Here is a 23,158-nt window from a genome sequence, read left to right on the forward strand (position 1 = left end):
GGTACGCGAAGATACCGCGACTAGGAGAAGATTTTATGGTATTGACATCTCCGTTGCCCTGGGAAGCTGCTACTCCAGCACATATTTGCCCGTTTGATCAAGCTTGTAGTTACTTAGACGCAGCAGGTAAAGAATTAAAGCTAGATCAAGGAGTATTGGCAATACTCAGCAATCCGCGCAAAGTAGTGACAGTTTCCGTACCCGTAAAGCTAGATAATGGAGAAATCCAGGTTCTTGCGGGACATCGGGTGCAGCACTCTGATATTTTAGGCCCCTATAAGGGAGGAATTCGTTACCATCCGGCTGTGACCTTGCGAGAAGTTTCCGCCTTAGCCATGCTGATGACTTGGAAATGTGCGTTATTAGGCATACCTTATGGCGGTGCGAAGGGAGGTATAGCCATCAACCCTAAAAGTTACAGTGTCGGCGAACTAGAAAGAATCAGTCGTCGTTATATCAGCGAATTAATTAAAGACATTGGCCCTTCTGTAGACATTCCCGCACCAGATATGGGTACTTCCGCCCGTGAGATGGCTTGGATGATGGATACTTATTCTGTAAACGTTGGTCATGCTGTCCCCGGAGTGGTTACAGGTAAGCCCCTTTCCATTGGTGGTTCCTTGGGAAGGGAAATGGCCACTGGCAGAGGTGTCATGATTATTGTCCGTGAAGCATTAGCCGAACAAGGTAAATCCCTTTCAGAAGTGCGAGTAGTGATTCAGGGTTTCGGTAATGTCGGAGGTGCAGCAGCTGAATTATTACACGAAGCGGGAGCGACGATTTTAGCTGTCTCCACAGGTTCAGGGGGTATTTATTCCCCAGATGGTCTTGATATTCCGGCATTAAAAGCCTACGCTGCCGAAAATCGTAAAAGTATTGCAGGTTTTCCGCAAACAACACCCATTAGCAATGCAGATTTACTCACTTTAGATTGCGATGTCTTGATTCCAGCAGCTTTGGAAAACCAAATTACCAAAGAAAATGTGAATCAGGTACAGGCCAAAATTATTGCCGAAGCTGCTAATGGTCCAGTGACTTTGGAGGCTAACCAATTTCTAGAAGCGCATGGTGTGACAGTGCTACCAGATATTTTAGCCAATGCTGGGGGTGTGGTTGTTAGTTATTTAGAGTGGGTGCAGGGTCTTTCTTATCTGTTTTGGGATGAAGAACGTGTTAATCATGAAATGGAAAAGTTAATGGTACAAGCTTATCAACACGTAATTCAGCAGTCAAAGATTAGGCAAATTCCTCTGCGATTAGCAGCTTATACTTTGGGCGTGGGTAGAGTTGCCAAGGCGCTGGCTGATAGAGGTCTTTATCCTTAGTCAACATCTCCGACAAAAAATGTAGAGATGTTTCATGGAACGTCTCTACAAAAGTTTTAGATCGCGCATATTTGATTTTCACCAAATGTCTAGTTATTGTGAGTGGAAATCTTATTCCCGCTTACAATTATGCTTGGGTTCTTACAAATAAAAAAATATACCAAATTGGCTTGTGGTGCGGGCATCTTGCCCGCTAATGACAAATCCTTATCTGAATTATCCCCCTTACTTCCTGCTCCCTTGCCTCTTTTTCATCGCGCCCATTGCTGCAAAATATAAGCATAAAAAGCATCCTTATCTACCTTATCCATCGCATAAACTTTCCGTTTCCCAGCGACGACCTTAGTTCGTCCCTGACTCAAACCAGTGGTGATAATTTCTATTTCCCATTCACGCAATTGATAAAATTCTGGGTGTCCTAAGTAAGCCGTAGCTAGGACATCCCAAAAATAATAATCTTGGGGAATAACTAAGGCATAACATTGACCGGCTAAATCAGATATAGGATAATGGCGTTGTCGTCCCATTTTGGATACTAAATCTGATGTCACAGGCACATTATTAGTTAAATCTAAAGGACACATGATTATTTCAATTTGAGTTTGCAATACTCGCGCTGCTGAAACTGCATCCCAATAAACGTTCCATTCTGCGGAACCATCTTGTCCTGGTTCTAAACTTTTTTCGACATTTCCAGGGACATTCAATGCACCTCCCATCCAAACTATTTTTTCTATCTTCGCTTCAATATCTGGTGCTTTATCTAAGGCTGTTGCTACTGTCGTTAAAGGCCCTGTTACCATCAGCGTTACTGGTGCTGGTGCTTCACGCAAAACCCGAATCATGAAATCTTGACCTGTTTCTGCAACCAAAGGCGTGTTGATAAATTCCCTTTGATTGAGAATGGGGAGATGGTCAACAATAAAGGAATCACGGCGGTAGAGAGGAGGAAAAGGATTAATTCCGCGTACAGTACTTTCTGCCACCGGGATGTGAGAAAATTTCATTAAATCTAAAATTTTACGTGTGGCACTGACAGCAGGTTGAATATAACAATCGGCTGGAGTAACGACGATACCTAAAACTTCGATATGCTCCATCGTTAACAGCAGCATGGTTGCTAAATAATCATCAACACCACCATCATGATCCATTAATACGAGTTGTTTAGACATATAGGAGAATTAACAAATGGATGAATTTATGGAAGCTGCGATCGCACAAGCAAAACAAGGTAGAAAGGAAGGTGGGATTCCCATCGGTTCTATTCTCGTTAAGGATGGCAAAATTCTCGGTAGAGGACACAACAAGCGTGTGCAAGACGATGATCCTGTTACCCACGCCGAAATAGATTGTCTCCGCAATGCTGGGAGAGTTGGTAGTTATAGGGGTACAACACTTTACTCTACCTTAATGCCGTGTTATTTGTGCGCTGGTGCAGTGGTGCAATTTGGCATTAAAAAAGTTGTCGCCGGAGAATCAAGAACTTTTCCGGGTGCTAAAGAATTTATGGTGTCTCACGGTGTGGAAGTAATTGATCTCAATCTTGATGAATGCGAACAAATGATGAGTGAGTTTATTGAAACTAATCCCGAACTATGGAATGAAGATATTGGAAAGTAGTCATTAGTCATTAGTCTTTGGGAGCATCCCAAATGTGCAAGTTTAATTTATTTATAGGATTTTGGCTTACAGAAGAATGGAAAAACGAACCGCCTTGGCGCTAGCCTCTCCCTTTGGGAGAAGACGCAAAGAACGCCAAGGTAAGAGGGTTTAATAGGTTTTTTACATTAGTCTTCTATGTTTTTACCAAATTGGGATACTCCCTTAGTCATTGGGAAGTTACAATCTTTTCCCGCTGCTTCTCCTACTCCCTTTTCTTCTAAAAAAGAATCAAAGGTTAATTTATCAGGTAACGAAGTTTGTGCGCCCATTTTTGTGGCGGCTAAAGCACCTGCGGCTGAAGCCCAAATCATAGCTTGATGTAAAGAAAGTCCTGTAAATAATGCGGCTGCTAAACCACCATTGAAAGCATCACCAGCAGCAACGGTGTCAACAGCATGAACTGGAAAAGCTGGGACAACAAATGTTTCCTCACCAGTGGCACAGATAGCACCTTTTGCACCTAGTTTAACGATCGCACATTTCACACCCCGTTCTAATAAAACTTTAGCTGCCTTGATTGCCGTTTCCTCTCCATCTACAGAAAAACCCACCAATTGCCCTGCTTCTACTTCATTGGGTGTAATAATATCGACTAATCGATAAAGTTCATCGGGTAAATTCCCTTGTGCGGGTGCGGGATCTAAAATTACTTGAATATTTGCATTTTTTGCGGCTTTGGCTGCTGCTACTACGGCAGTAATGGGAATTTCTAGTTGTAAAAGCAGTGCTGAAGCTGTTGGGAATAAGTGGGATAATCGTTCGATATCTTCTTGATTAACGCGTCCATTTGCACCTGGAATGACAATAATTTGATTTTCACCAGCATGATCTACGGTGATTATGGCAACTCCAGAACTTACAGTTTCATCAATGAAGATATTATCAGTATTCACACCAGCAATTTGCAAATTTTGGACAAGTTCTGGACCAAAACTATCTGCGCCGACACGTCCCACTATCTGAGTCGGAATTTCTAATCGCGCTAATGCTACGGCTTGATTTGCTCCTTTGCCTCCTGGTATTTTGAAAAAGTCTTCTCCTAATATAGTTTCACCTGCAATTGGTAATCTGGATGTAGTTGCTACTAGGTCTATATTGATGCTGCCGAAGACGATAATGGTCATGATTTGAGGATTTTATTTTTTTTAACGCAAAGTTACGCAAAGTTTAGCGCATACCGCAAGCGGAACCCGGAGGGTAGGTACGCAGAGTGTTTGTTAGGCTCGGCTGCTGATTTTTTTGATATCTTGGTAGAAAACCGGAGAATAAGTCCTATGGTGATGACTGCACCCACTCATTCCCAACGCGCCATACTGTCAAATATTAGTTGGCATACCTTTGAAACTATCCTCGCAGAAATGGGGGATAATCGGGCGACGCGACTGGCTTATGACCACGGAACACTGGAAATTATGACTCCTTTAATGCCCCATGAGCATAATAAAAGACTGATAGAAAAGCTGATTGATAGTCTAGCAGAGGAACTCAATCTTAATCTGAAAAGCACGGGTTCTGTGACTTGTAAGCGCCCAGATTTAAGGCGGGGTGTGGAACCAGATTCGAGTTTTTATATCCAGAATGAACCTGTGATGCGAAGTAAGCAAAATCTCGATTTAAGCCAAGATCCCCCACCTGACTTAGTAATTGAGGTAGACTACACCAGCGCTTCTGTTGACCGACTTCCTATATATCAGGCTTTGGGTGTACCAGAGGTTTGGCGTTATGACGAACCTGTAATGCAGATTTACCAGTTGCGAGAGGGTAGATATGTTCCTTGTGATGTTTCGCCAACTTTTGCTAATCTGCCTTTAACTACTGAAATTCCCCGTTTTTTTGCAAGAAAATTTAAAAATTGGGGAAATACCGATGATTCGCTCTTTCCGTGATTGGGTAAAACAGCAGAGTGAAAATTGACAGGCGATCGCTAAAGAGCTATACCATATCAAGGTGCATCATACATAAGCTTTTATCTTATGCCTAGTGTTGAACGCGACGAGAATAGAGAGCATCGCATTGAAACAGAGATAATTGTCGATGCTGAAAATCAAGAAGACAGGGCAATGGGTTGGTACAACTACCTCGACGATACCCTGAATGTGCCATTTATGGCTAAGTTGACGAAGAAATCAGGCAAAACATCCGCAGTTGAGGAGAAAAAAGTTGAAGTAATGGGAATGGCACCAGACGATGAGTGCTTAAAAGATATGTATGTGGAAGTGGTTTATCCCCATGGCCAGGATGAAGACCTGTTTTCTGTGAAGTTATCGGATCTAGTAGCAATTAATACTGATTCTGATACTAAAGAGGCGATCGCAGATTGGCATTATTGGCTTGCTAGAGGTTATAAATTCTAAAAAATAGCAATTTATAAATGCCGAATTATCCGGCAAGGATTGCCAGCCGCAACCACGTTTGCAGGGACATCTTTAACAACTACGCTACCAGCACCAATAGTAGTGTTGTCGCCAATTGTCACTCCTGGACAAATGATTGCACTGCCACCAATCCAAACATTATTGCCAATTTTGACGGGAGCAGCAAGTTCTCTGCCAGAAAGACGAATTTCCGGTTCTGTGGGATGGTAAGCTGCATAAATCTGCACGTAAGGAGCGCACAAGACATTTTCACCAATTGTGACTAAATTACAGTCTAAAATTACACAACCATAATTCATATATAATCCATTGCCAGCATCAATATTGCTGCCATAGTCACAATGAAAGGGTGGCACAATGGTTACTTTATTGCCTAATTTTCCGAATAATTCTTGCAAAATTTGTTTCCGTTGTACCTCCTGTTCTTCTGTTGTGGTGTTGTAGATTTGTAAGAGACGACTGGCTCGTTTTTGTTCTGACACTAATTCCGAATCTTCTGCCAGATATAACTCACCTGATAACATTTTTTGTTTCTCAGTTTTTCCCATAAAAAATTTTTAACCGCAATTACATAAAATTTTACTATTCCTACTAGGAAAATTTACAATTTCAATTTTTACAACTTATTTAGGATGACCATATATGAATTTACCATATAACAAACTTAGGGAAATGCATTTATTTAATAGGCTGAAATTTGCTCCCGCCCAGCTAGTAAGTGTAACAGTATTCCTGACATTACTATTGTTTATTCCTCAAGTTTTGCTTAACTGGCAAGCATATTATAACTTCAACAGTATTACTAAACAAGAATTTAAACTCCAAACAATAAGTGATAGAATTATTTATTTTGATGAAGTCTTAACCATGTCAGCTCGGATGAATGCAGCGACAGGTAACATTATTTGGGAAAACCGATATCGCCAATTTGAACCGCAACTTGATTTGGCAATTAAAGAATCTATTACACTGGCTCCTGAAACCTATGAAGATGATCAGGCTCAAAAAATTGATGCGGCTAATCAGCAGTTAGTTGCAATGGAATATGAATCCTTTGATTTAGTTAAAAAAAATCAAAAAGAGGCTGCACAACTATTATTGTCTAGCCAAGAATATCAAACTCATAAACAGATTTATGCTGATGGTGTTGCTCAAAGAAACCGTAATATCTCACTGGCGTTGCAACGAAAAGTTGCTGAGTATCGCCAAAGAATGATTTGGGCTATTATCGGCTCTATTATAACTTTAACAATGCTGATTCCAGCATGGATTCTGGTATTAATTTTATTACAAAAATATTTAAAAGCAAAAAAAAATTTTCAAGCCGCTTTAGAAGAAACTAATTATAGGTTAGAAATAGAAGTTGCGGCCAGAACGGAAAAATTAAAACAGAAAAATATTCAACTACAACAGACACTGCAAGAATTGCAACAAACTCAAGTACAACTGATTCAAACTGCAAAGATGTCCTCACTGGCTCATTTAGTCGCTGGTGTCGCTCATGAAATTAATAACCCTGTGAGTTTCATTTATGGAAACTTGATGCATTTGAGGGAATACACACAAAAATTACTGAATTTGATTAACCAATATCAGCAAAGATATCCTAATTACAATCCAGAAATAAATATTTTGATTGAGGAGATAGATTTAGATTTTATTATTGATGATTTGCCAAAAATATTATCCTCAATGGCAGTTGGTACTGAGCGTATCCGGGATATTGTATTAAGTCTACGGAATTTCTCGCGTCTTGATGAAGCGGAAATGAAACTTGTCAATATTCATGAAGGAATTGATAGTACGCTGTCAATTTTGCAATCTCGTCTTCAAGATCAGGACGAACAGCCGGAAATTGCAATTATTAAAAATTATGGTAATTTGCCTCTTGTGGAATGCTATGCAGGAGGAATAAATCAGGTATTTATGAATATTATTAGTAACGCTATCGACGCTTTACGCCAACAAAAAATAGATAATTATCGAGAGATTCAACCATACACCAATTCAATTATTATCCATACTCAAGTTAAAGAGACTAAAAGCGTAATTATTAGCATTAAAGATAATGCTACAGGAATAACGGAGAAAGTTAAAAATAGATTGTTTGAACCGTTCTTTACAACTAAACCTATAGGTGAAGGTACTGGCTTAGGTTTATCTATTAGTTACCAGATTATTGTAAATAAGCATAGGGGAAAAATTGAGTGTGTTTCTGAACCTGGAAAGGGAACAGAATTTTTGATTGAGATTCCTATTAAGCAGATAAAGCCAGTAAATGCATAGCAGACTGGAGTCAAGAACCCAATCAGACCAAAAATTGAGTTTTTAGCTTGACAATGGTAAATATTGAACGCTATTACTTAATAATATTATGACAAAGAGTAAAAATAAATATGCCTTTTAGGATTTTAAGTTTAGATGGCGGGGGTATTCGCGGAGTAATTGGCGCAACGATGCTGGCTGCTATCGAGAAGAAGCTTAATCAGCCTTTGAATAAGTCCTTTGATTTAATTGCTGGAACTTCCACAGGGTCAATTTTAGCAGCTGGGATCGCGGCGGGACTCACTAGCAAAGAAATTATTGAAATATATAAAGACAATGGCTCCATTATCTTTCCCTACAAAAGTCGTTTTTCATTGCAGAGACTTCCTTTATTACTGAAGTATGGTTTATCAGCTCCCAAATATTCAGATGATGGTTTGGCAAAAGTCCTCAGAGATACTCTAGGACAGACAAAACTATTAGATATTAGCGATCCGTTACTATTAATTGTTGCTTACGATACCATTACCAGAGAGTCCATAGTATTTAAAAGCTGGCGTGAAGATCCATCTTATGGCAATGTGCCTTTATGGGAAGCCTGTCTTTGTTCGTCTTCGGCTCCAACTTTTTTTCCGGCACATAAACTAGACAAAAGAATCAATGGCACAGCCCAATGTGCTACTGGAGATACTATCACATTATGTGAGCAAGGATCTTCAATTAATAATATATATAACGATGCACAAATTAGAATCACCAGTGGGGCGGGGCAAGGTCAAACTCGATCTATCAAAAAGTATGAAGGCACAAAAAGACGAGCTTTGATCAATTCCCCTTGGGAAAATATTCCCGATCATACCTCTAGTTATTCAATTAAAAGTATCTACTCGGCAATTGATGGTGCTGTTGCTGCTAATAACCCTTCTAGCTGTGCAGTTGCTGAAGCCCTAAGATTAGGGCATAAAATTGAAGATATTAGCGTCCTTTCCATAGGGACTGGCAACCTCACGCGAATCATACCATTTGAAAAAGCGCAAAGCTGGGGTCTTATACAATGGGCGCAGCCGATCATCAGTGTATTGTTAGATGCTTCTTCAAATGTTAATGAGTACATCACTAATAAAATCATTCAAGAGCGGGTTTTACGGTTGCAATTCAAGCTGGATCGGGAGTTAACAGGTAAACCCTTAAATGATGATATTGATGATGTGAGTCAAGAGAATATCAATAATTTAATTGAGGCGGCAGAAGTTTATATTCAACAACCACAAATGCAAGCTGCTTTGGATAGATTTTTACAATATAACCAATAGTTAAAAAGAATCCAAGCTGTTTGAGTGCATAAATATCATCAACAGCTTGGTATAATATACTCATGAATTTATCTCTATATTGAGAGAGTTTCTGAGTTGGGAAAAGCACATCAGAACTTTAGAGGTTAGACTTAGTTCTAGTGAGTTCAATACTAATTCGTCCGCCAAAATCTGGAATAGGTGCGGCTGGTTTACTGACAATGACTTGGACTTGTGTGACGCGATCGCACTCTTGCAGGATAGAATCAGCGATCGCACCCACTAACCTTTCCAGCAAAGCAAACTTAGCTGTTTTCACGAGATTTTGTATTGAGCTAATAACGCTGCGATAATCTAGAGTATCTTCAATTGCGTCAGTCTTGGCAGCTGTGGAGATATCTAACCATAACTTCACGTCCACCTCAAACCATTGCCCTAATACCTGTTCTTCTGGTAGATACCCAGTGTAGCCGTAGCAGCGAATATCGGTTAAATGAATGCAATCCATAAGACTTTGAGAGTGAATTTGACATTTGGCGGAAAGAGGAAAAGCCCAACTTTCCCAGAGGGATTTTAAATTGAATTTAACTATACAAAATCTAAAATTTAAAATTATCTAATAGCTATGTTCGATTTAATACCATTTGCCTATAGAAATGTTAATCAACTGTGGGCTTATATCTTGACGGAGACACTCAAGCGCCTGGGATTGAATTGTGTGGTCATTTGTCCTGGTTCACGTTCGACACCTTTAGTAGTCGCCTTTGTCCAACAAATACCCGATATTGAAGCCGTTTCTATTCTCGATGAGCGTTCAGCCGCCTTTTTTGCCTTGGGAAGAGCCAAAGCCACCGGGCTTCCTGTGGCGCTGGTTTGCACCTCTGGAACAGCAGCAGCGAATTTTTACCCCGCGATGATTGAAGCCAAAGAAAGTCGCGTACCACTGTTAGTGTTAACCAGCGATCGACCACAAGAATTGCGAAATTGCCATTCTGGGCAAACCATAGACCAAGTTAAATTATATGGTAATTACCCAAACTGGCAAGCAGAGTTAGCTGTACCCTCTCCAGACATGACAATGCTAGGTTATCTGCGGCAAACGATCATTTATGCTTGGGAGCGCTGTCAAATGCCGACACAGGGGCCAGTGCATTTAAATATTCCCTTTGCTGATCCCCTTGCACCCATTGCCATTGGAATTGATTTGAGCGATTTACAGTCACAGTTCCACCCAGAAGACTTTTTTGCAGGTATAACAGCTACTAACCCTATTCCCCAGTCGCTATTCCCCATTCCCCAAGAGTGGTTAAAATCTCAGCGCGGAATCATCATCGCCGGTGTAGCCCAACCCCCAGCAGCAGAGAAATATTGTCAAGCGATCGCGCGTCTGTCCCAAACACTCAACTGGCCTGTTTTAGCTGAGGGACTGTCCCCGGTGAGAAATTATGCTGACCTCAACCCCTACTTAATTTCCACCTACGACATCATTCTACGCAATCAGCAAATTGCCCAAGAATTAACACCAGAAATAGTAATTCAGATCGGCGAAATGCCCACCAGTAAAGAACTGCGTAACTGGCTATCTACTACGCAACCCCAACGCTGGATAATCGATAGTAGCCATGAAAATTTAGACCCTTTGCATGGAAAAACCACACATTTAAGGATATCGGTGGAAGAGATCGACAACTGGGAAATTGGGAATGGTAAAAAGGGGCTTTATTTAGAAAAATGGTGTGAACTTGAAGCAAAAGTCAGAAAAAATATTGATGAAACTTGGGATAATATAGACGAATTAATTGAAAGTAAAGCCGCTTGGTTAATTTCGCAAATTCTCCCACCCGGAACACCATTATTTATTTCTAATAGTATGCCGGTGCGGGATGTAGAATATTTCTGGAAACCGAATAATTTAGGGGTGAAACCTTATTTTAACCGAGGAGCAAATGGGATAGATGGTACACTTTCCACCGCTTTAGGTACTGCACATCATCAGCAAAGTAGTGTGATGTTAACGGGAGATTTAGCCTTGTTACATGATACCAACGGGTTTTTAATTAGGAATAAATTTATTGGACATCTCACAATTGTTCTAATTAATAACAATGGTGGGGGTATTTTTGAAATGTTACCCATTGCCAAATTTGACCCACCCTTTGAAGAGTTTTTTGCCACGCCCCAGGATATTGATTTTGCTCAGTTATGCGCTACATATAATGTGCAGCATGAGTTGATTAGTTCTTGGGAACAGTTAAAAGAAAAGTTGCAGCTGTTACCCAAGACTGGTATCAGGGTTTTAGAACTCAGGACAAATAGAAAAGTAGATGCTAAATGGAGAAAAGATAATTTAGATAAGTTTGGAGCGAATATTGCAGGTTGATTATTTCTCAAAAGGCAATTTCAGCTTTGCAACCACCCTGATAAATCCGCAACACTAGAGAAATCCAACAACGCATCACCTAAAGCTTCCAACTGTTCCATCGACAACCCGTGAATCTGGGATAGAAGCGCATCAGGTATATTACCCAATTGGCGCTTTAATTGTCGTAAAACTATAGTTCTTTCTCCTTCTTGCTTTGCGTCCCGTATAGCCCTCGGCTCTTCCAAATTCAGTCCCAACATCGCTGAAATCTCCTCTCGACTCAGGTTAGTAAACTTGTAGACAATAATCGTCGTCACTAAATCTATTATCGCCTGTTCCGATTGTTGCTGTGCTTGCTTCAGCAAAAACCGCGCTGCTTCTATTGCTTCTGCTTCAGGAATCGTAGTCAGCAACATCAAACCCAAACCCAAAGGTTGCTCTTGTACCTTCCCCAACTCGTCTAAATATACCCGTCGTACTTGTCCGCTTTCCAGCAAAGCGCGATGAATGCTTGAGTTTGAAGGTTCAATACTGCGATCAGGAAAAATTATTACCCCAAACCAATCATCGTAACGGATAGAATGCCGATAGAGAAACAAAAACAACTCAGAAAAGAAGCGGTGATATAGATCATCGTCTTTCTGAAACTGCACCTCAGCAAAAAAGACCGTCTTGGAAACTGCATCATCAGGAGGTAGAAACACCCCATCTATCCTAAACGCCGTTTCTTTCACCTCAACCGATTCAAATTGGTATTTATCCGCTTCTGGGGGCGGTTCGTCTACAAACTCAAACAGCAAGCCCGGAAATTGCTTAAATAATTGATAAAAGATAGAGTCTCGCCGCATTGTTATTTGCCCACAGCATCACAAACTGATTGTAAAAGCTGGAGACAGTAATATTAGCGATCGCTTGTGCCTAAAGCCGCGATAAAATTCTCAAGCACAACAGCGCAATTATTCATGACGCAAATCAACTGGGAAATTGTCAAAAATTACGAAGACATCCTCTATCACAAAGCTGATGGCATCGCTAAAATCACTATTAACCGTCCCCATAAACGCAATGCATTCCGTCCTAAAACTGTCTTTGAACTATACGAAGCTTTCTGTGATGCTCGTGAAGATACGACCATTGGCGTAGTTCTATTTACTGGCGCAGGCCCCCACACTGATGGTAAATACGCTTTCTGTTCTGGTGGAGATCAAAGTGTCCGCGGAAAGGCTGGTTATGTTGACGATGCGGGAATTCCCCGCTTAAACGTGTTGGACTTGCAACGCCTAATTCGTTCCATGCCGAAAGTAGTCATTGCTTTAGTCGCTGGGTATGCAATTGGTGGCGGACACGTCCTGCACCTGATTTGTGACCTCACCATTGCCGCCGATAATGCTATTTTCGGACAGACTGGCCCCAAAGTCGGCAGTTTTGATGGTGGTTTTGGCGCAAGTTATCTCGCCCGTGTGGTGGGACAAAAAAAGGCGCGAGAAATTTGGTTTCTCTGCCGCCAATATAATGCCCAACAAGCTCTAGATATGGGTTTAGTAAATTCTATTGTCCCTGTAGAACAGCTAGAAGCCGAAGGTATACAATGGGCGCAAGAAATTTTAGAAAAAAGTCCCATTGCAATTCGGTGTCTGAAAGCAGCATTCAACGCTGATTGTGACGGACAAGCTGGTTTACAAGAACTCGCCGGCAACGCCACTCTACTGTATTACATGACAGAAGAGGGTTCTGAGGGAAAACAAGCCTTTCTAGAAAAACGTCCCCCGAATTTTCGCACCTTTCCTTGGCTACCTTAAAATGAGAAAAATCGCATCTGAGAACCAGGTGCGATTTTTCTAGCTGTCAAAATTTACAGCAGGAGAAATATTAAAGTTTTATCTTATTTTTTACAAATTGACTTGATTACTGGGCAACTAAATTCGCACTACCGCAGTCTCAGCAGCTTGTGAGGTGCAGTTAGCTATTTCCTCTACAGGGGCCATAATCCTATTGTCTGCATCTGTAGCCAAAGTTTGTGAAGCACCTAAAACTCTTGTTGCATCTGGTAAATCCCAAGCGTCTTCCAAAGTTTCCCAAGAAGGAGCAAAAGGTGGCAACGCTAAAGAGCAAGCTTTCCAACCCGCTTGCACACTCGCTCCTAACTGCTGACACATTCCGCCACGGCGACCCTCTGGCTGGTAATGACGACAATATCTACAGGCAGATGTCAAGAATTTAATAGGTTTCATTTGGGTACATCTTTAATGCAGTTTATGGCTGATTTACATACTTATATTTTGCTCCTATATATAAAGAGGTAATATCCCCAAAAAGTCATTATTGTACATAGGTTTCAGCGATCCCCAGTAATAAATAAACTTTATGATGTTTTTATATTCTTGTTATATATGTAAATGATCACTGAAGTGGATACACAGTAAATTTTAACTAAAACTAGCTGGGGATCAAGGATAAGGTTCAAAGTTTCAATTTAGATCCAATTGTAAATTCATTACTTCGGATGCAACAGTTTCCTGAGCGGGGAACCCCTCTTGAAGAACTGTTATACCCAAAAAAGTGCGCTCCCAGAAGGTGCTGTTAGTAGAGAGGGGCGTGAGCAGGGTGCTGTGTAGGATTCCATAGTTCTACATTTGAAAAGGTCAGGACTTACGCAAAATTATGAAGAAACGAACCACAAAGGACACAAAGGACACGTTGGCGCTAGCCTCTCCCTTTGGGAGAAGTTAAGAGGGTTTGAGAGAGCTATTGCGTAAGTCCTAAAGGTATATATAGGGATTCCCACAGGTATAACAACTCCTGCTCCCTGCTGCCCTCAGATTGGGAAATGCTAAAACTGCTTCGCAGCACAAACACAACAGACTTGCCAACGCTGGAGTTCACCGGGTGGGGTGGGAGATTGGCACTGAGGACAAAGGGGTAAGCCATGCGATCGCACTTGCATTGTTTTAGCCCAAGATGCAAAAGCAGTATTTGCGTTTTTAATAGAGGGTGTAACCTGAGTGCGGGAACGACTGACATCACCCAGATAACTGGGATGCTCCTGTGGGATGACGGTTTTTGGCTGTAAGTAATCTGGAAGAGGCTGCCAATCTTTAGTAGAAAAACGAATATCCACCAAAGGCTCAGACAATTTTTGATTTAACTTTAAAAGCAGTGTTGTCCGTCCAAATGTCATGTTCTGCGCCCAAGCAGCGCTAGAAGTGGCGACCTGCAAAACATCACGCTGAATTGATAATGGTCGCGTATGGGTAGCAGCCACTTTGCCGACAATATCTGGCCATAACTGGAGCAAGCGCTGAAATGGGTGTTCTTGCCATTTCGCCTGCTGTCTCAGAACGCCTAAAATATCATTAACTGATTTCAACGACATCTTTGAGATTGCTGAATGTTACCAAGGAGACTTTTGTTCTCTGTCTATGTATTAAACAATTTTCGCTATGATGGCGCTGAATGTATCTAAAGTTAATCCAGTAGTCTAGGTTTGAGGCAGAGATGTCATGAGTCAAAATCCCCTGATCGGTTCCGAAACCACTTCATCTAAAACATCTGGCTTGAAGCCACCATTAGCGGCAGCGTTAGCGACTTTAGAAGTACCTATAGATCAAGAGTTAGCACGATTCCGACGGACACGAATTGGTGTCAGGATACAGAATCAATCGCGGATGGGAAGTGTCATCAGCAGTCAAGCCCCAGATTTGCCGGTTCATCGGGGGACAGAGGGCAAAATTACACCAAGGGTTGCCAACAATACAGAAATTACCCCTGCATTTATACTGAATGAGACTCCGCAAGAGAACCCAACATCTACTCCCGTCAAACCTGATGATTTCAACTTAGTCTCTGATTCCGAGTCTATCAAAACCGAAATTCCCCAGTCCTCAACAAATTTGTCCAGCAGTATTGTCCCTGCGGTGGTTGATGCTGATCAAAATGAACATCTCGCCCCAGCAAATGATCATCCCTCACAACCAGATGATTACTTGGAATCGAGTGAAGCACTATTGCGAAGTTTAACAGATGAACAACAGTCTACAGAAAAGCCGAGTAATTCCAATGATAGTTTGCTATCACCTTTGGGTATTGGCTCGATGTTACTGCTATTAGTGGCCAGTATCACCCTGGGTTACGTCATGTTCAATCCTAATTCTCAAGACGGGTCTGGGTTTAATCTCGGTAGATTATTTCAAACTGAATCATCTCCGAACAGTGAGGAAAATACTGTGGAAGTGGGAAGTAACACCCAAGTTCAAGCTCAACCAGAACTGACACCTATACTGAAGTATCCTAATTTGGCAGCGAAAGAATTTCCAGAGGTGAGAAACCCGACTGATGTAGTTGGTTTACAACCCAAAGTTAAACCCACACCCAGCCCGATCGTTACCCAAGCACCAGTCATTCCTCCACAGATGGAATCATTACCACAGTTACAGCCTGTAATTCCTGTAGATGTACCCCCCACTTCTAGAGCGGAAATCACCCCACCTTTATCTGCGGCCGCGACAAATCTACCCAATGCTAATGCCAAACTCAAACCAGCAGCAGATGGGTTTTATCATATAGTGATGGATAATCAAAGCGATCGCGCACTCTCTAATGCCCAAAAAGTAGTTCCCGATGCTTACTTATCGCCTGGACAAACTTTGATTTATCTGGCTGCGGTCAAAACGCCAGAGGAAGCACAACAAAGGGTGCAAAAGCTACAGTCCCAGGGTATCAAAGCTAGGGTTCAGCAGCCATGAGTGATAAAAGTCTAGGATAGGATGAGGAAAACATCATCAACACCCAGCCTGTTGACTGGCAAAAGGCGAAAAATGCAGTCTTGGGAAGCCTGTCCCGTCTTTTTCTCTAGCATGAGGTGACTTCACCAAGGGGTTTACCGAATGGGATGAACGGGCGTGTTTCCCCAAGAAAAGCAATTTTTCCCGAAAATCAATGGAGAGCCGAGATGGAATTTATCAAGCGTATCCTGCGGATAATTCGCGCTAACATCAATAGTCTGATCGGGAATGCGGAAGACCCCGAAAAAATTCTGCAACAAGCTGTGATCGAGATGCAGGAAAACTTGGTGCAATTGCGACAAGGGGTAGCCCAAGCGATCGCTACTCAAAAACGCACGGAACGTCAAGCCACGGCGGCAAAAACAACTTCAGAAGAATGGTATCGCCGCGCTCAATTGGCACTACAACAAGGTAATGAAGTTTTAGCACGGGAAGCTCTAACTAAACGCAAAGCTTACCAAGGAACTGCTACGGCGCTATTTAGTCAAATAGAACAGCAAAATGATGTGGTCGCTAGACTGAAAAAGGATATGCGATCGCTAGAGTTAAAAATGGGCGAGGCTAAAACCAAAAAAGATATGTATATCGCTCGCGCCCGTTCCGCTGAGGCTTCTGTGCGACTTCAGGATCTGCTCGATACTAGTTCCGCTACCAGTAGTCTCAATGCCTTTGAGCGCATGGAAGATAAAGTTTTGCAAATCGAAGCGCAATCAGAAGCGATCGCCCAACTCGGTACTGATGACCTGCAAAAACAATTTGACTCCCTAGAATCCGCTGGTGACATCGATAGCGAACTAGCCGCGATGAAAGGACAGATGTTAGACGCAGGTGAAAATCCACAGCCACAAAAGTTACCGAAAAGTCAAGACTCGTGAAGATTGGGCAATGATCAAAGTTTGGATATATCTTAAAAAATAATAGGTGTCGGGAGGCATAGCAAAAGTCAAAAGTCAAAAATCAAAAGTCAAAAATCAAAAGCTTGCTGTGACTTGGTTTTGGGATTTTTTCATCTCCTAACCGCCTTGGCGGTTGCTGTACCGAACCCAACCGGAAAGATTACATTGAAATGGGAAGCTATTAAATAGTAAAAAAGCGAACTGTCCAATAAAGCGCGTAAACTCTACAAGGAAAAACACAATTATGGGATTATTTGATCGAATTAGACGAGTAGTCAGTTCTAACCTCAACGACTTGGTTAATAAAGCTGAAGATCCGGAAAAAATGCTCGAACAAGCCATCCTGGAAATGCAGGAAGACTTGGTACAGTTGCGTCAGGGTGTAGCTCAGGCGATCGCCGCCCAAAAACGCACTGAGAAACAGTATAATGAATCGCAAAATGAAATCAACAAGTGGCAACGTAATGCTCAGTTAGCTCTACAAAAGGGCGATGAGAACCTAGCACGACAAGCCCTAGAACGCAAAAAAAGTTTTAGTGATACCGGACTGGCGCTGAAAACTAGCCTCGATCAGCAAACTACTCAAACTGAAACCCTCAAGCGCAACTTAATTCAGCTCGAAAGCAAGATTTCTGAAGCCAAGACCAAAAAAGAAATGCTCAAAGCTCGGATTACCTCCGCCAAAGCCCAAGAGCAACTTGAAGGTATGGTGCGTGGGATGAATAGCAGCAGCGCTATGTCCGCATTTGAGCGCATGGAAGAAAAAGTCTTGATGCAAGAAGCTCGCGCCCAAGCAGGTGCAGAGTTAGCAGGTAATGATTTAGAAACCCAATTTGCTCAGTTGGAAAGTAGTGATGTTGATGATGAATTGGCAGCAATGAAGGCTACGCTAGCACCTGCGACTCCACCCAATCAAGCCCAACTACCACCGCAAACAGAAAGCACCGCAGCCAATACCGCTCCTAATACCGCTCCCAAATCTAATCAAGCGCCGGAAGTGGTGGATTCTGAATTGGAAGCCCTACGCAAGCAATTAGATCAATTGTAATTTTATCTAACTACGCCATAGGCGCAATACCCGATTTTGTTACTGAGCCAGTCCCACAACCAACAGGTGTGGGATTTTACATGAGACAGCAACCGAATTTAAATATGCTGTTGCCAAAACCCTTGTGGAGACAAGTCATGCTTAGTCTCTACAATTTTTTTTGGAGATTTCTCTGCACCTCTACGCTAACAGCATCAAGCACTTTTAAGATAAAGTAAAGTACTGTGTGTGCAAACTTTGATCAATGCCATTTAATGGAGATATCTAATGAGTAAGGGTGTAATCACCATAACTGATAGTGAATTTGAAACTGAAGTATTGCAAGCCGAGCAACCTGTATTGCTTTACTTTTGGGCTTCCTGGTGTGGCCCTTGTCAATTGATGTCGCCACTAATTAACCTAGCAGCTACCAAATACAGCGATCGCCTAAAAATTGTCAAAATCGAAGTCGATCCTAACCCGATGACTGTGAAACAGTATCAGGTAGAAGGCGTACCAGCTTTGAGACTAGTTCAAGGAGAAAAAGTATTAGCATCCACAGAAGGAGCTATTGGCAAAGAAAAATTACTCAACTTCTTGGATACTCACTTAAGTAGTAATTAGTAGCTGACTAATGACTAATGACTAATATGCAATTTGCTAAACGTTTACAACCCCTGCAATCCAATGTATTTGCTGATATGGACAAAGCTAAGGCTGTGGCTTTATCAGCAGGAAGGCAGTTAATTGATCTGTCTTTGGGGTCTTCTGATTTACCAGCCAGTCCCCACGTGATTGAGGCGATCGCCAAATCTCTCCACGATCCCAGTACCCACGGTTACTTGTTGTTTCATGGTACTCAAGCATTTCGCCAAGCCGCAGCTGACTGGTATGAACAAAAATTCGGTATTAAAGTTGACCCAGAAACTGAAGTCCTACCCCTGATTGGTTCCCAGGAAGGTACAGCCCACCTACCCTTAGCACTGCTTAACCCCGGAGATTTTGCGCTGTTGCAAGATCCAGGCTATCCATCCCACGCTGGGGGAGTCTATCTGGCTAGTGGTCAAATATACCCAATGCCACTCCTGGCAGAAAACAATTTTTTACCAGTATTTGCTGAGATTCCGGCGGATGTTTTGGCACAATCGCGGATGATGGTATTGAGCTATCCTCATAATCCCACGGCGGCGATCGCACCTTTAGCTTTTTTCCAAGAAGCTGTGGACTTCTGTCAGCAACATGATCTCGCCTTAGTTCACGATTTCCCCTATGTAGATTTGGTATTTGGGGAAACTGGGGATATACCCAATACCCGCTCCTTAGTTCCTTCTGTGCTGCAAGCTGATCCAGAGAAAAGCGTCTCGATTGAATTTTTTACCCTTTCCAAATCCTACAATATGGGCGGCTTCCGTATCGGTTACGCCATCGGTAATGCCGAGTTAATTAAGGCTTTACGCCAAGTCAAAGCAGCCGTTGATTTTAATCAGTATCGGGGAATTTTGAATGGTGCGATCGCCGCCTTCACAGGCCCTCAAGCCGGAGTCGCAGATGCCGTGAATACCTTCCGTAAACGGCGTGATGCTTTTATTACAGCTTTACATCGCATCGGTTGGCAAGTTCCCACTCCCAAAGGCACAATGTACATTTGGGCTAAGTTACCCTCTCCCTGGAATCAAAATTCAGTGGAATTCTGTACTCAGTTAGTCAAACAAACTGGTGTCGCTGCTTCCCCTGGTGCTGGCTTTGGCAAATCCGGAGAAGGATATGTCCGCTTTGCTTTGGTGCATGAACCACCTTTGTTAGAAACTGCTGTCAAAAGAATTGCCGAATTTTTGTAGTTAGTCTATTTTCCTATCGATCCGTTGGGAATTAATTCTTGACGAAAATCTCCAGCCAATTTTCTCAGTCATACACGTAAGAATTTTATAAAAAATATACAGAAGCTTTACGAATGAAGTCTTGCGCTTTTGTGAGATGGAGTTGTATACTCAGATACAAGATAGAATTGCTACTAATTAGGTTGTGTCTTCAAGCAACAGGATGGTTAAACATTTCAAGCCTGTAGTCAAGCCAACCCAAATTTATCAGGGTGCATCAATATAAACCAATACTTAAACCAAATGGAGATTTATTGATGAAAAAGACTTTTTCATCCCTGATGATTGGCACTGCAATGACTGTAGGTTTGGGTGCGATCGCTACTACCTCCGCACAAGCTGCTACTCTCACAAATGTGACTATCGGCGGAACAAGCCCAACTGATTATTTCGTTTATGATTCCAATGCTACAAATACTTTTCTAGTGCCAAGTACTCTGGAAAACGTGCAAAAAGTCCTTGACAATGCTAGTGCTGCCAACCCTACGGGAAATGTAGAGTTAGCTGCTAGTAGTGAACAACCAGGTTTTGATTTCACCAAAAATACCACCTTGGAAGGGACAATTAATGGTAAGACTCTGATCCTCAGCAGTTTAGTTGAGAGTGATTGGACTAGTCTCTACAAAGATACAGGCTTAACCTTTGGTGAGTTTTGGTTTAGCGAAGCTTTATCTGCCAATGGTTTTGCTAATTTAGTTGGGACACCCACTGGTCAGGCTTTATTTGCCAATTTTGTCGATAATGGCGGTTATCAACGGTTCAGCGATCCCAATATCGCCTATGTCACTCAAGATGACGCTAATAGCCCCATTAAAATTGGGCTAGCAGGTGTCCTTAATGCTCGCGATCTGTTATTCAGCACTGTACCTCCTCAGTTCCAGCCACTATTGGATCAAGTATCCACTATACAAGTTAGTGAAATCTACAAGTTCACCTATGAAGGTCAGTCAGATTTCCAGTACAGTTTTTCAGCCGTACCTTCAGGTTTAGTTACACTTGATGGTACTATGTCACACGATGGCATTTATGACCCATTTATCTTCCCCAATGTACCGCCAACATCAATACCAGAACCTTCAGTAATTTTGGGTATGCTGGGTGTTGCTGGTATCTTTGCCACACAACGCAAGTTGAAAAAAGTATCTAGTTAAAACTGGTGTTTATTGGCAAGAAATAGCAAAGTAAAGGAGCTAAATGCTCTTTTTTTTTTGCCCAATAATTGGAGAAATCAACACAGTAAATTTATTTTTCTTAAAATAAGAATAGGTGAATTGTAAATTACCTATATTAATTTGTGACAATATCTGCTCCCATAGTACCACTGATTAAAGATCCAGAACGACTCTCTACCCGTCTAGCTGAAATTCCGCCAGAACCGGGAGTTTATTTCATGCGTGACGCAGGCGATCGCATTATATATATAGGCAAATCGCGGAAATTGCGATCGCGTGTCCGTTCCTATTTCCAGGATAGTTACAACAAAAGCGAACGTATCGCCACAATGGTCAAGCAGGTGACAGATATTGAATTTATTGTCACCGATACAGAAGCTGAAGCTTTGGCGCTGGAAGCCAACTTAATCAAGCAGCATCAGCCATATTTTAACGTTTTACTCAAAGATGATAAAAAATATCCTTATGTCTGTATTACTTGGTCAGAAGACTATCCGCGAATTTTCATCACCCGTAAACGCCAAATAGGTAAACTCAAAGATAAGTTTTACGGACCTTATACAGATGCGGGTTTATTGCGAGAAATCTTACGCATATCTAAACGCATCTTTGCATTGCGACAACGACCTCAACCACTGTTTAAAGACCGCCCTTGTTTAAATTATGACTTAGGGCGATGTCCGGGTGTCTGTCAACAGTTAATTTCACCATCAGAATATCGCAAAACTGTGTTGAAAGTAGCGATGGTGTTCCAAGGAAGAACTCAAGAATTAATTGATATCCTCACAGCACAAATGCAAACAGCCGCCGAGGCGTTAAATTTTGAATCTGCGGGGCGAATTCGCGACCAAATCACCGACTTAAAATCGCTGAATGCTGACCAGAAAGTTTCCTTACCAGATGATACAGTTTCACGAGATGCTTTAGCTCTGGCATCCGACGAACAACGCGCCTGCATTCAATTATTCCAGATTCGGGCGGGACAATTGGTAGGACGCTTGGCATTTATCGCGGATAGTCACGCTGAACCTGGAGCTATTTTACAACGAGTTTTGGAAGAACATTATCAAACTGCGGATGCGGTAGAAATTCCCACAGAGATTTTGGTACAGCATGAGTTACCAGATGCGGAAATATTGGCGGATGTCTTGACTGAACGCAAAGGGAGAAAAGTCACGATTTTAGCTCCCCAGCGCCAAACTAAGGCAGAATTAATTGAGATGGTAGAGCGAAACGCTGAGTATGAATTGCAAAGAATGCAAAAATTTAGCGATCGCAACCATGAAGCAATGCAAGATTTAACCAGTATTCTCGATTTACCCGATTTACCCCACCGCATCGAAGGTTATGATATTTCTCACATTCAGGGGTCAAATGCTGTAGCTTCCCAAGTTGTGTTTATTGATGGCTTATCTGGTAAACAGCACTATCGCCACTACAAAATCAAAAATCCCACAGTCACAGCCGGACATTCAGATGATTTTGCCAGTTTAGCCGAAGTTATCCAGAGGCGGTTTCGCAAGTATAGCGAAGATCCAAAATTACCCAGAGTGGGAAATCCTGACTGGCCTGATTTAATCATGATTGATGGCGGTAAAGGTCAGTTATCTGCGGTTGTCGCCGTTTTGCAAGAGATGAATTTATTAGAAGACTTGCGCGTTGTCAGTTTGGCGAAGCAGCGAGAAGAGATTTTTTTACCGGGAGAATCGCAACCTTTAGAAACAGAAGCCGAACAGCCAGGGGTGCAGTTATTGCGGCGGTTAAGAGATGAAGCCCATAGATTTGCTGTGAGTTTCCATCGTCAGCAACGTAGTGATAAATTAAAGCGATCGCGTTTAGATGAAATTTCTGGTTTAGGGCACCATCGCCAAAAGCAGCTTTTAGGGCATTTTCGCTCAGTCGATTATATTCGGCAAGCCACACCAGCACAACTAGCTGAGGTTCCAGGGATTGGGTCAAGATTAGCCCAAGAAATTTACGATTATTTTCATCCCGCTTCAGGAGTCTGAATTTGATTATTAAATACGTAATACCAATTATTTGTGAGGCTGCATATTATTTCAACCCCCCCTACACCACAAAAATCCGGTTCCCTCCTCGCTTGCGGGGAGGGTTAGGGAG

21 protein-coding genes and 1 pseudogene are annotated in these 23,158 nt (G+C 42.1%); 15 read left to right on the top strand and 7 right to left on the bottom strand.

Going from position 1 to position 23,158, the window contains the following annotated elements; translation table 11 throughout:
• The first annotated feature begins 35 nt into the window (after positions 1 to 35).
• Positions 36 to 1,325 (top strand): Glu/Leu/Phe/Val family dehydrogenase, encoded by a 1,290-nt coding sequence (locus AACX33_RS18880; protein WP_193999986.1) that lies wholly within the window; start codon positions 36 to 38, stop codon positions 1,323 to 1,325.
• A 251-nt stretch (positions 1,326 to 1,576) separates the two neighbouring features.
• Here AACX33_RS18880 and AACX33_RS18885 read toward each other — a convergent pair whose 3' ends face one another.
• The gene (locus tag AACX33_RS18885) at positions 1,577 to 2,500 is read right to left on the bottom strand and encodes a nucleoside hydrolase (protein ID WP_193999989.1); all 924 of its coding nucleotides are present in this window, start codon (positions 2,498 to 2,500) and stop codon (positions 1,577 to 1,579) included.
• Positions 2,501 to 2,516: 16 nt separating this feature from the next.
• On the opposite strand from AACX33_RS18885, the gene AACX33_RS18890 reads away from it, so the two are divergent.
• Complete coding sequence (locus AACX33_RS18890) at positions 2,517 to 2,948, top strand: nucleoside deaminase (protein WP_193999991.1); 432 nt, start codon at positions 2,517 to 2,519, stop codon at positions 2,946 to 2,948.
• A gap of 167 nt (positions 2,949 to 3,115) precedes the next feature.
• Here AACX33_RS18890 and rbsK read toward each other — a convergent pair whose 3' ends face one another.
• Positions 3,116 to 4,114: a ribokinase gene (gene rbsK / locus AACX33_RS18895; protein ID WP_193999994.1), complete on the bottom strand. Its 999-nt coding sequence runs from the start codon at positions 4,112 to 4,114 to the stop codon at positions 3,116 to 3,118.
• A gap of 150 nt (positions 4,115 to 4,264) precedes the next feature.
• Here rbsK and AACX33_RS18900 point away from each other — a divergent pair.
• Both AACX33_RS18900 and AACX33_RS18905 read left to right on the top strand, forming a co-directional pair.
• A pseudogene (locus AACX33_RS18900) lies at positions 4,265 to 4,904 on the top strand (Uma2 family endonuclease).
• 59 nt (positions 4,905 to 4,963) lie between these two features.
• Complete coding sequence (locus AACX33_RS18905) at positions 4,964 to 5,344, top strand: calcium-binding protein (RefSeq protein WP_193999997.1); 381 nt, start codon at positions 4,964 to 4,966, stop codon at positions 5,342 to 5,344.
• Positions 5,345 to 5,355: 11 nt separating this feature from the next.
• Here the strand turns inward: AACX33_RS18905 and AACX33_RS18910 are convergent, their stop codons facing one another.
• Positions 5,356 to 5,913 (bottom strand): sugar O-acetyltransferase, encoded by a 558-nt coding sequence (locus AACX33_RS18910; RefSeq protein WP_193999999.1) that lies wholly within the window; start codon positions 5,911 to 5,913, stop codon positions 5,356 to 5,358.
• A gap of 124 nt (positions 5,914 to 6,037) precedes the next feature.
• On the opposite strand from AACX33_RS18910, the gene AACX33_RS18915 reads away from it, so the two are divergent.
• Both AACX33_RS18915 and AACX33_RS18920 read left to right on the top strand, forming a co-directional pair.
• Entirely contained in the window at positions 6,038 to 7,651 is a 1,614-nt protein-coding gene (locus AACX33_RS18915) for a sensor histidine kinase (RefSeq protein WP_194000395.1), read from the top strand.
• Between the two features lie 110 nt (positions 7,652 to 7,761).
• Positions 7,762 to 8,943, top strand: a complete 1,182-nt coding sequence (locus AACX33_RS18920; protein WP_194000001.1) for a patatin-like phospholipase family protein — start codon at positions 7,762 to 7,764, stop codon at positions 8,941 to 8,943.
• 118 nt (positions 8,944 to 9,061) lie between these two features.
• Here AACX33_RS18920 and folB read toward each other — a convergent pair whose 3' ends face one another.
• Complete coding sequence (folB, locus tag AACX33_RS18925; protein WP_194000003.1) at positions 9,062 to 9,430, bottom strand: dihydroneopterin aldolase; 369 nt, start codon at positions 9,428 to 9,430, stop codon at positions 9,062 to 9,064.
• Positions 9,431 to 9,547: 117 nt separating this feature from the next.
• Here folB and menD point away from each other — a divergent pair, with 117 nt between their 5' ends.
• On the top strand, positions 9,548 to 11,302 hold the full coding sequence (menD, locus tag AACX33_RS18930; RefSeq protein ID WP_194000005.1) for a 2-succinyl-5-enolpyruvyl-6-hydroxy-3-cyclohexene-1-carboxylic-acid synthase: 1,755 nt from the start codon (positions 9,548 to 9,550) through the stop codon (positions 11,300 to 11,302).
• Positions 11,303 to 11,322: 20 nt separating this feature from the next.
• Here menD and AACX33_RS18935 read toward each other — a convergent pair whose 3' ends face one another.
• On the bottom strand, positions 11,323 to 12,132 hold the full coding sequence (locus AACX33_RS18935) for a DUF2887 domain-containing protein (RefSeq protein ID WP_194000007.1): 810 nt from the start codon (positions 12,130 to 12,132) through the stop codon (positions 11,323 to 11,325).
• 114 nt (positions 12,133 to 12,246) lie between these two features.
• On the opposite strand from AACX33_RS18935, the gene menB reads away from it, so the two are divergent.
• Positions 12,247 to 13,083 (top strand): 1,4-dihydroxy-2-naphthoyl-CoA synthase, encoded by an 837-nt coding sequence (menB, locus tag AACX33_RS18940; protein ID WP_194000009.1) that lies wholly within the window; start codon positions 12,247 to 12,249, stop codon positions 13,081 to 13,083.
• Between the two features lie 117 nt (positions 13,084 to 13,200).
• Here the strand turns inward: menB and AACX33_RS18945 are convergent, their stop codons facing one another.
• Entirely contained in the window at positions 13,201 to 13,515 is a 315-nt protein-coding gene (locus AACX33_RS18945; protein ID WP_194000011.1) for a hypothetical protein, read from the bottom strand.
• Between the two features lie 599 nt (positions 13,516 to 14,114).
• Positions 14,115 to 14,657 carry a DUF721 domain-containing protein gene (locus AACX33_RS18950; RefSeq protein ID WP_194000013.1) on the bottom strand — a complete coding sequence of 181 codons (543 nt, stop codon included), beginning with the start codon at positions 14,655 to 14,657 and terminating at the stop codon, positions 14,115 to 14,117.
• 127 nt (positions 14,658 to 14,784) lie between these two features.
• Between AACX33_RS18950 and AACX33_RS18955 the strand changes: the two genes are divergently transcribed.
• The 7 genes from AACX33_RS18955 to uvrC all read left to right on the top strand — a co-directional run bounded on the left by AACX33_RS18955 (position 14,785) and on the right by uvrC (position 23,046).
• The gene (locus tag AACX33_RS18955; RefSeq protein WP_194000015.1) at positions 14,785 to 16,026 is read left to right on the top strand and encodes an SPOR domain-containing protein; all 1,242 of its coding nucleotides are present in this window, start codon (positions 14,785 to 14,787) and stop codon (positions 16,024 to 16,026) included.
• 206 nt (positions 16,027 to 16,232) lie between these two features.
• The gene (locus AACX33_RS18960; RefSeq protein WP_194000397.1) at positions 16,233 to 16,940 is read left to right on the top strand and encodes a PspA/IM30 family protein; all 708 of its coding nucleotides are present in this window, start codon (positions 16,233 to 16,235) and stop codon (positions 16,938 to 16,940) included.
• A gap of 265 nt (positions 16,941 to 17,205) precedes the next feature.
• Positions 17,206 to 18,009, top strand: a complete 804-nt coding sequence (locus AACX33_RS18965; RefSeq protein WP_194000017.1) for a PspA/IM30 family protein — start codon at positions 17,206 to 17,208, stop codon at positions 18,007 to 18,009.
• 267 nt (positions 18,010 to 18,276) lie between these two features.
• Complete coding sequence (locus tag AACX33_RS18970; RefSeq protein WP_194000019.1) at positions 18,277 to 18,612, top strand: thioredoxin family protein; 336 nt, start codon at positions 18,277 to 18,279, stop codon at positions 18,610 to 18,612.
• A gap of 26 nt (positions 18,613 to 18,638) precedes the next feature.
• The gene (locus AACX33_RS18975) at positions 18,639 to 19,826 is read left to right on the top strand and encodes an LL-diaminopimelate aminotransferase (protein ID WP_194000398.1); all 1,188 of its coding nucleotides are present in this window, start codon (positions 18,639 to 18,641) and stop codon (positions 19,824 to 19,826) included.
• A 296-nt stretch (positions 19,827 to 20,122) separates the two neighbouring features.
• Positions 20,123 to 21,016: an NF038130 family PEP-CTERM protein gene (locus AACX33_RS18980; RefSeq protein ID WP_194000021.1), complete on the top strand. Its 894-nt coding sequence runs from the start codon at positions 20,123 to 20,125 to the stop codon at positions 21,014 to 21,016.
• 143 nt (positions 21,017 to 21,159) lie between these two features.
• A complete protein-coding gene (gene uvrC, locus AACX33_RS18985; protein WP_194000023.1) occupies positions 21,160 to 23,046 on the top strand; it encodes an excinuclease ABC subunit UvrC in 1,887 nt (628 codons plus the stop codon).
• The last annotated feature ends 112 nt before the right edge of the window (positions 23,047 to 23,158 follow it).

Source organism: Nodularia sp. LEGE 04288, assembly GCF_963896525.1.
Classification (GTDB): domain Bacteria; phylum Cyanobacteriota; class Cyanobacteriia; order Cyanobacteriales; family Nostocaceae; genus Nodularia.

Coding starts and splice junctions, on each gene's coding strand:
- AACX33_RS18880 (WP_193999986.1), top strand. CDS start 36: ATGGTATTGACATCTCCGTTGCCCTGGGAAGCTGCTACTCCAGCACAT.
- AACX33_RS18885 (WP_193999989.1), bottom strand. CDS start 2,500: ATGTCTAAACAACTCGTATTAATGGATCATGATGGTGGTGTTGATGAT.
- AACX33_RS18890 (WP_193999991.1), top strand. CDS start 2,517: ATGGATGAATTTATGGAAGCTGCGATCGCACAAGCAAAACAAGGTAGA.
- rbsK (WP_193999994.1), bottom strand. CDS start 4,114: ATGACCATTATCGTCTTCGGCAGCATCAATATAGACCTAGTAGCAACT.
- AACX33_RS18905 (WP_193999997.1), top strand. CDS start 4,964: ATGCCTAGTGTTGAACGCGACGAGAATAGAGAGCATCGCATTGAAACA.
- AACX33_RS18910 (WP_193999999.1), bottom strand. CDS start 5,913: ATGGGAAAAACTGAGAAACAAAAAATGTTATCAGGTGAGTTATATCTG.
- AACX33_RS18915 (WP_194000395.1), top strand. CDS start 6,038: ATGCATTTATTTAATAGGCTGAAATTTGCTCCCGCCCAGCTAGTAAGT.
- AACX33_RS18920 (WP_194000001.1), top strand. CDS start 7,762: ATGCCTTTTAGGATTTTAAGTTTAGATGGCGGGGGTATTCGCGGAGTA.
- folB (WP_194000003.1), bottom strand. CDS start 9,430: ATGGATTGCATTCATTTAACCGATATTCGCTGCTACGGCTACACTGGG.
- menD (WP_194000005.1), top strand. CDS start 9,548: ATGTTCGATTTAATACCATTTGCCTATAGAAATGTTAATCAACTGTGG.
- AACX33_RS18935 (WP_194000007.1), bottom strand. CDS start 12,132: ATGCGGCGAGACTCTATCTTTTATCAATTATTTAAGCAATTTCCGGGC.
- menB (WP_194000009.1), top strand. CDS start 12,247: ATGACGCAAATCAACTGGGAAATTGTCAAAAATTACGAAGACATCCTC.
- AACX33_RS18945 (WP_194000011.1), bottom strand. CDS start 13,515: ATGAAACCTATTAAATTCTTGACATCTGCCTGTAGATATTGTCGTCAT.
- AACX33_RS18950 (WP_194000013.1), bottom strand. CDS start 14,657: ATGTCGTTGAAATCAGTTAATGATATTTTAGGCGTTCTGAGACAGCAG.
- AACX33_RS18955 (WP_194000015.1), top strand. CDS start 14,785: ATGAGTCAAAATCCCCTGATCGGTTCCGAAACCACTTCATCTAAAACA.
- AACX33_RS18960 (WP_194000397.1), top strand. CDS start 16,233: ATGGAATTTATCAAGCGTATCCTGCGGATAATTCGCGCTAACATCAAT.
- AACX33_RS18965 (WP_194000017.1), top strand. CDS start 17,206: ATGGGATTATTTGATCGAATTAGACGAGTAGTCAGTTCTAACCTCAAC.
- AACX33_RS18970 (WP_194000019.1), top strand. CDS start 18,277: ATGAGTAAGGGTGTAATCACCATAACTGATAGTGAATTTGAAACTGAA.
- AACX33_RS18975 (WP_194000398.1), top strand. CDS start 18,639: ATGCAATTTGCTAAACGTTTACAACCCCTGCAATCCAATGTATTTGCT.
- AACX33_RS18980 (WP_194000021.1), top strand. CDS start 20,123: ATGAAAAAGACTTTTTCATCCCTGATGATTGGCACTGCAATGACTGTA.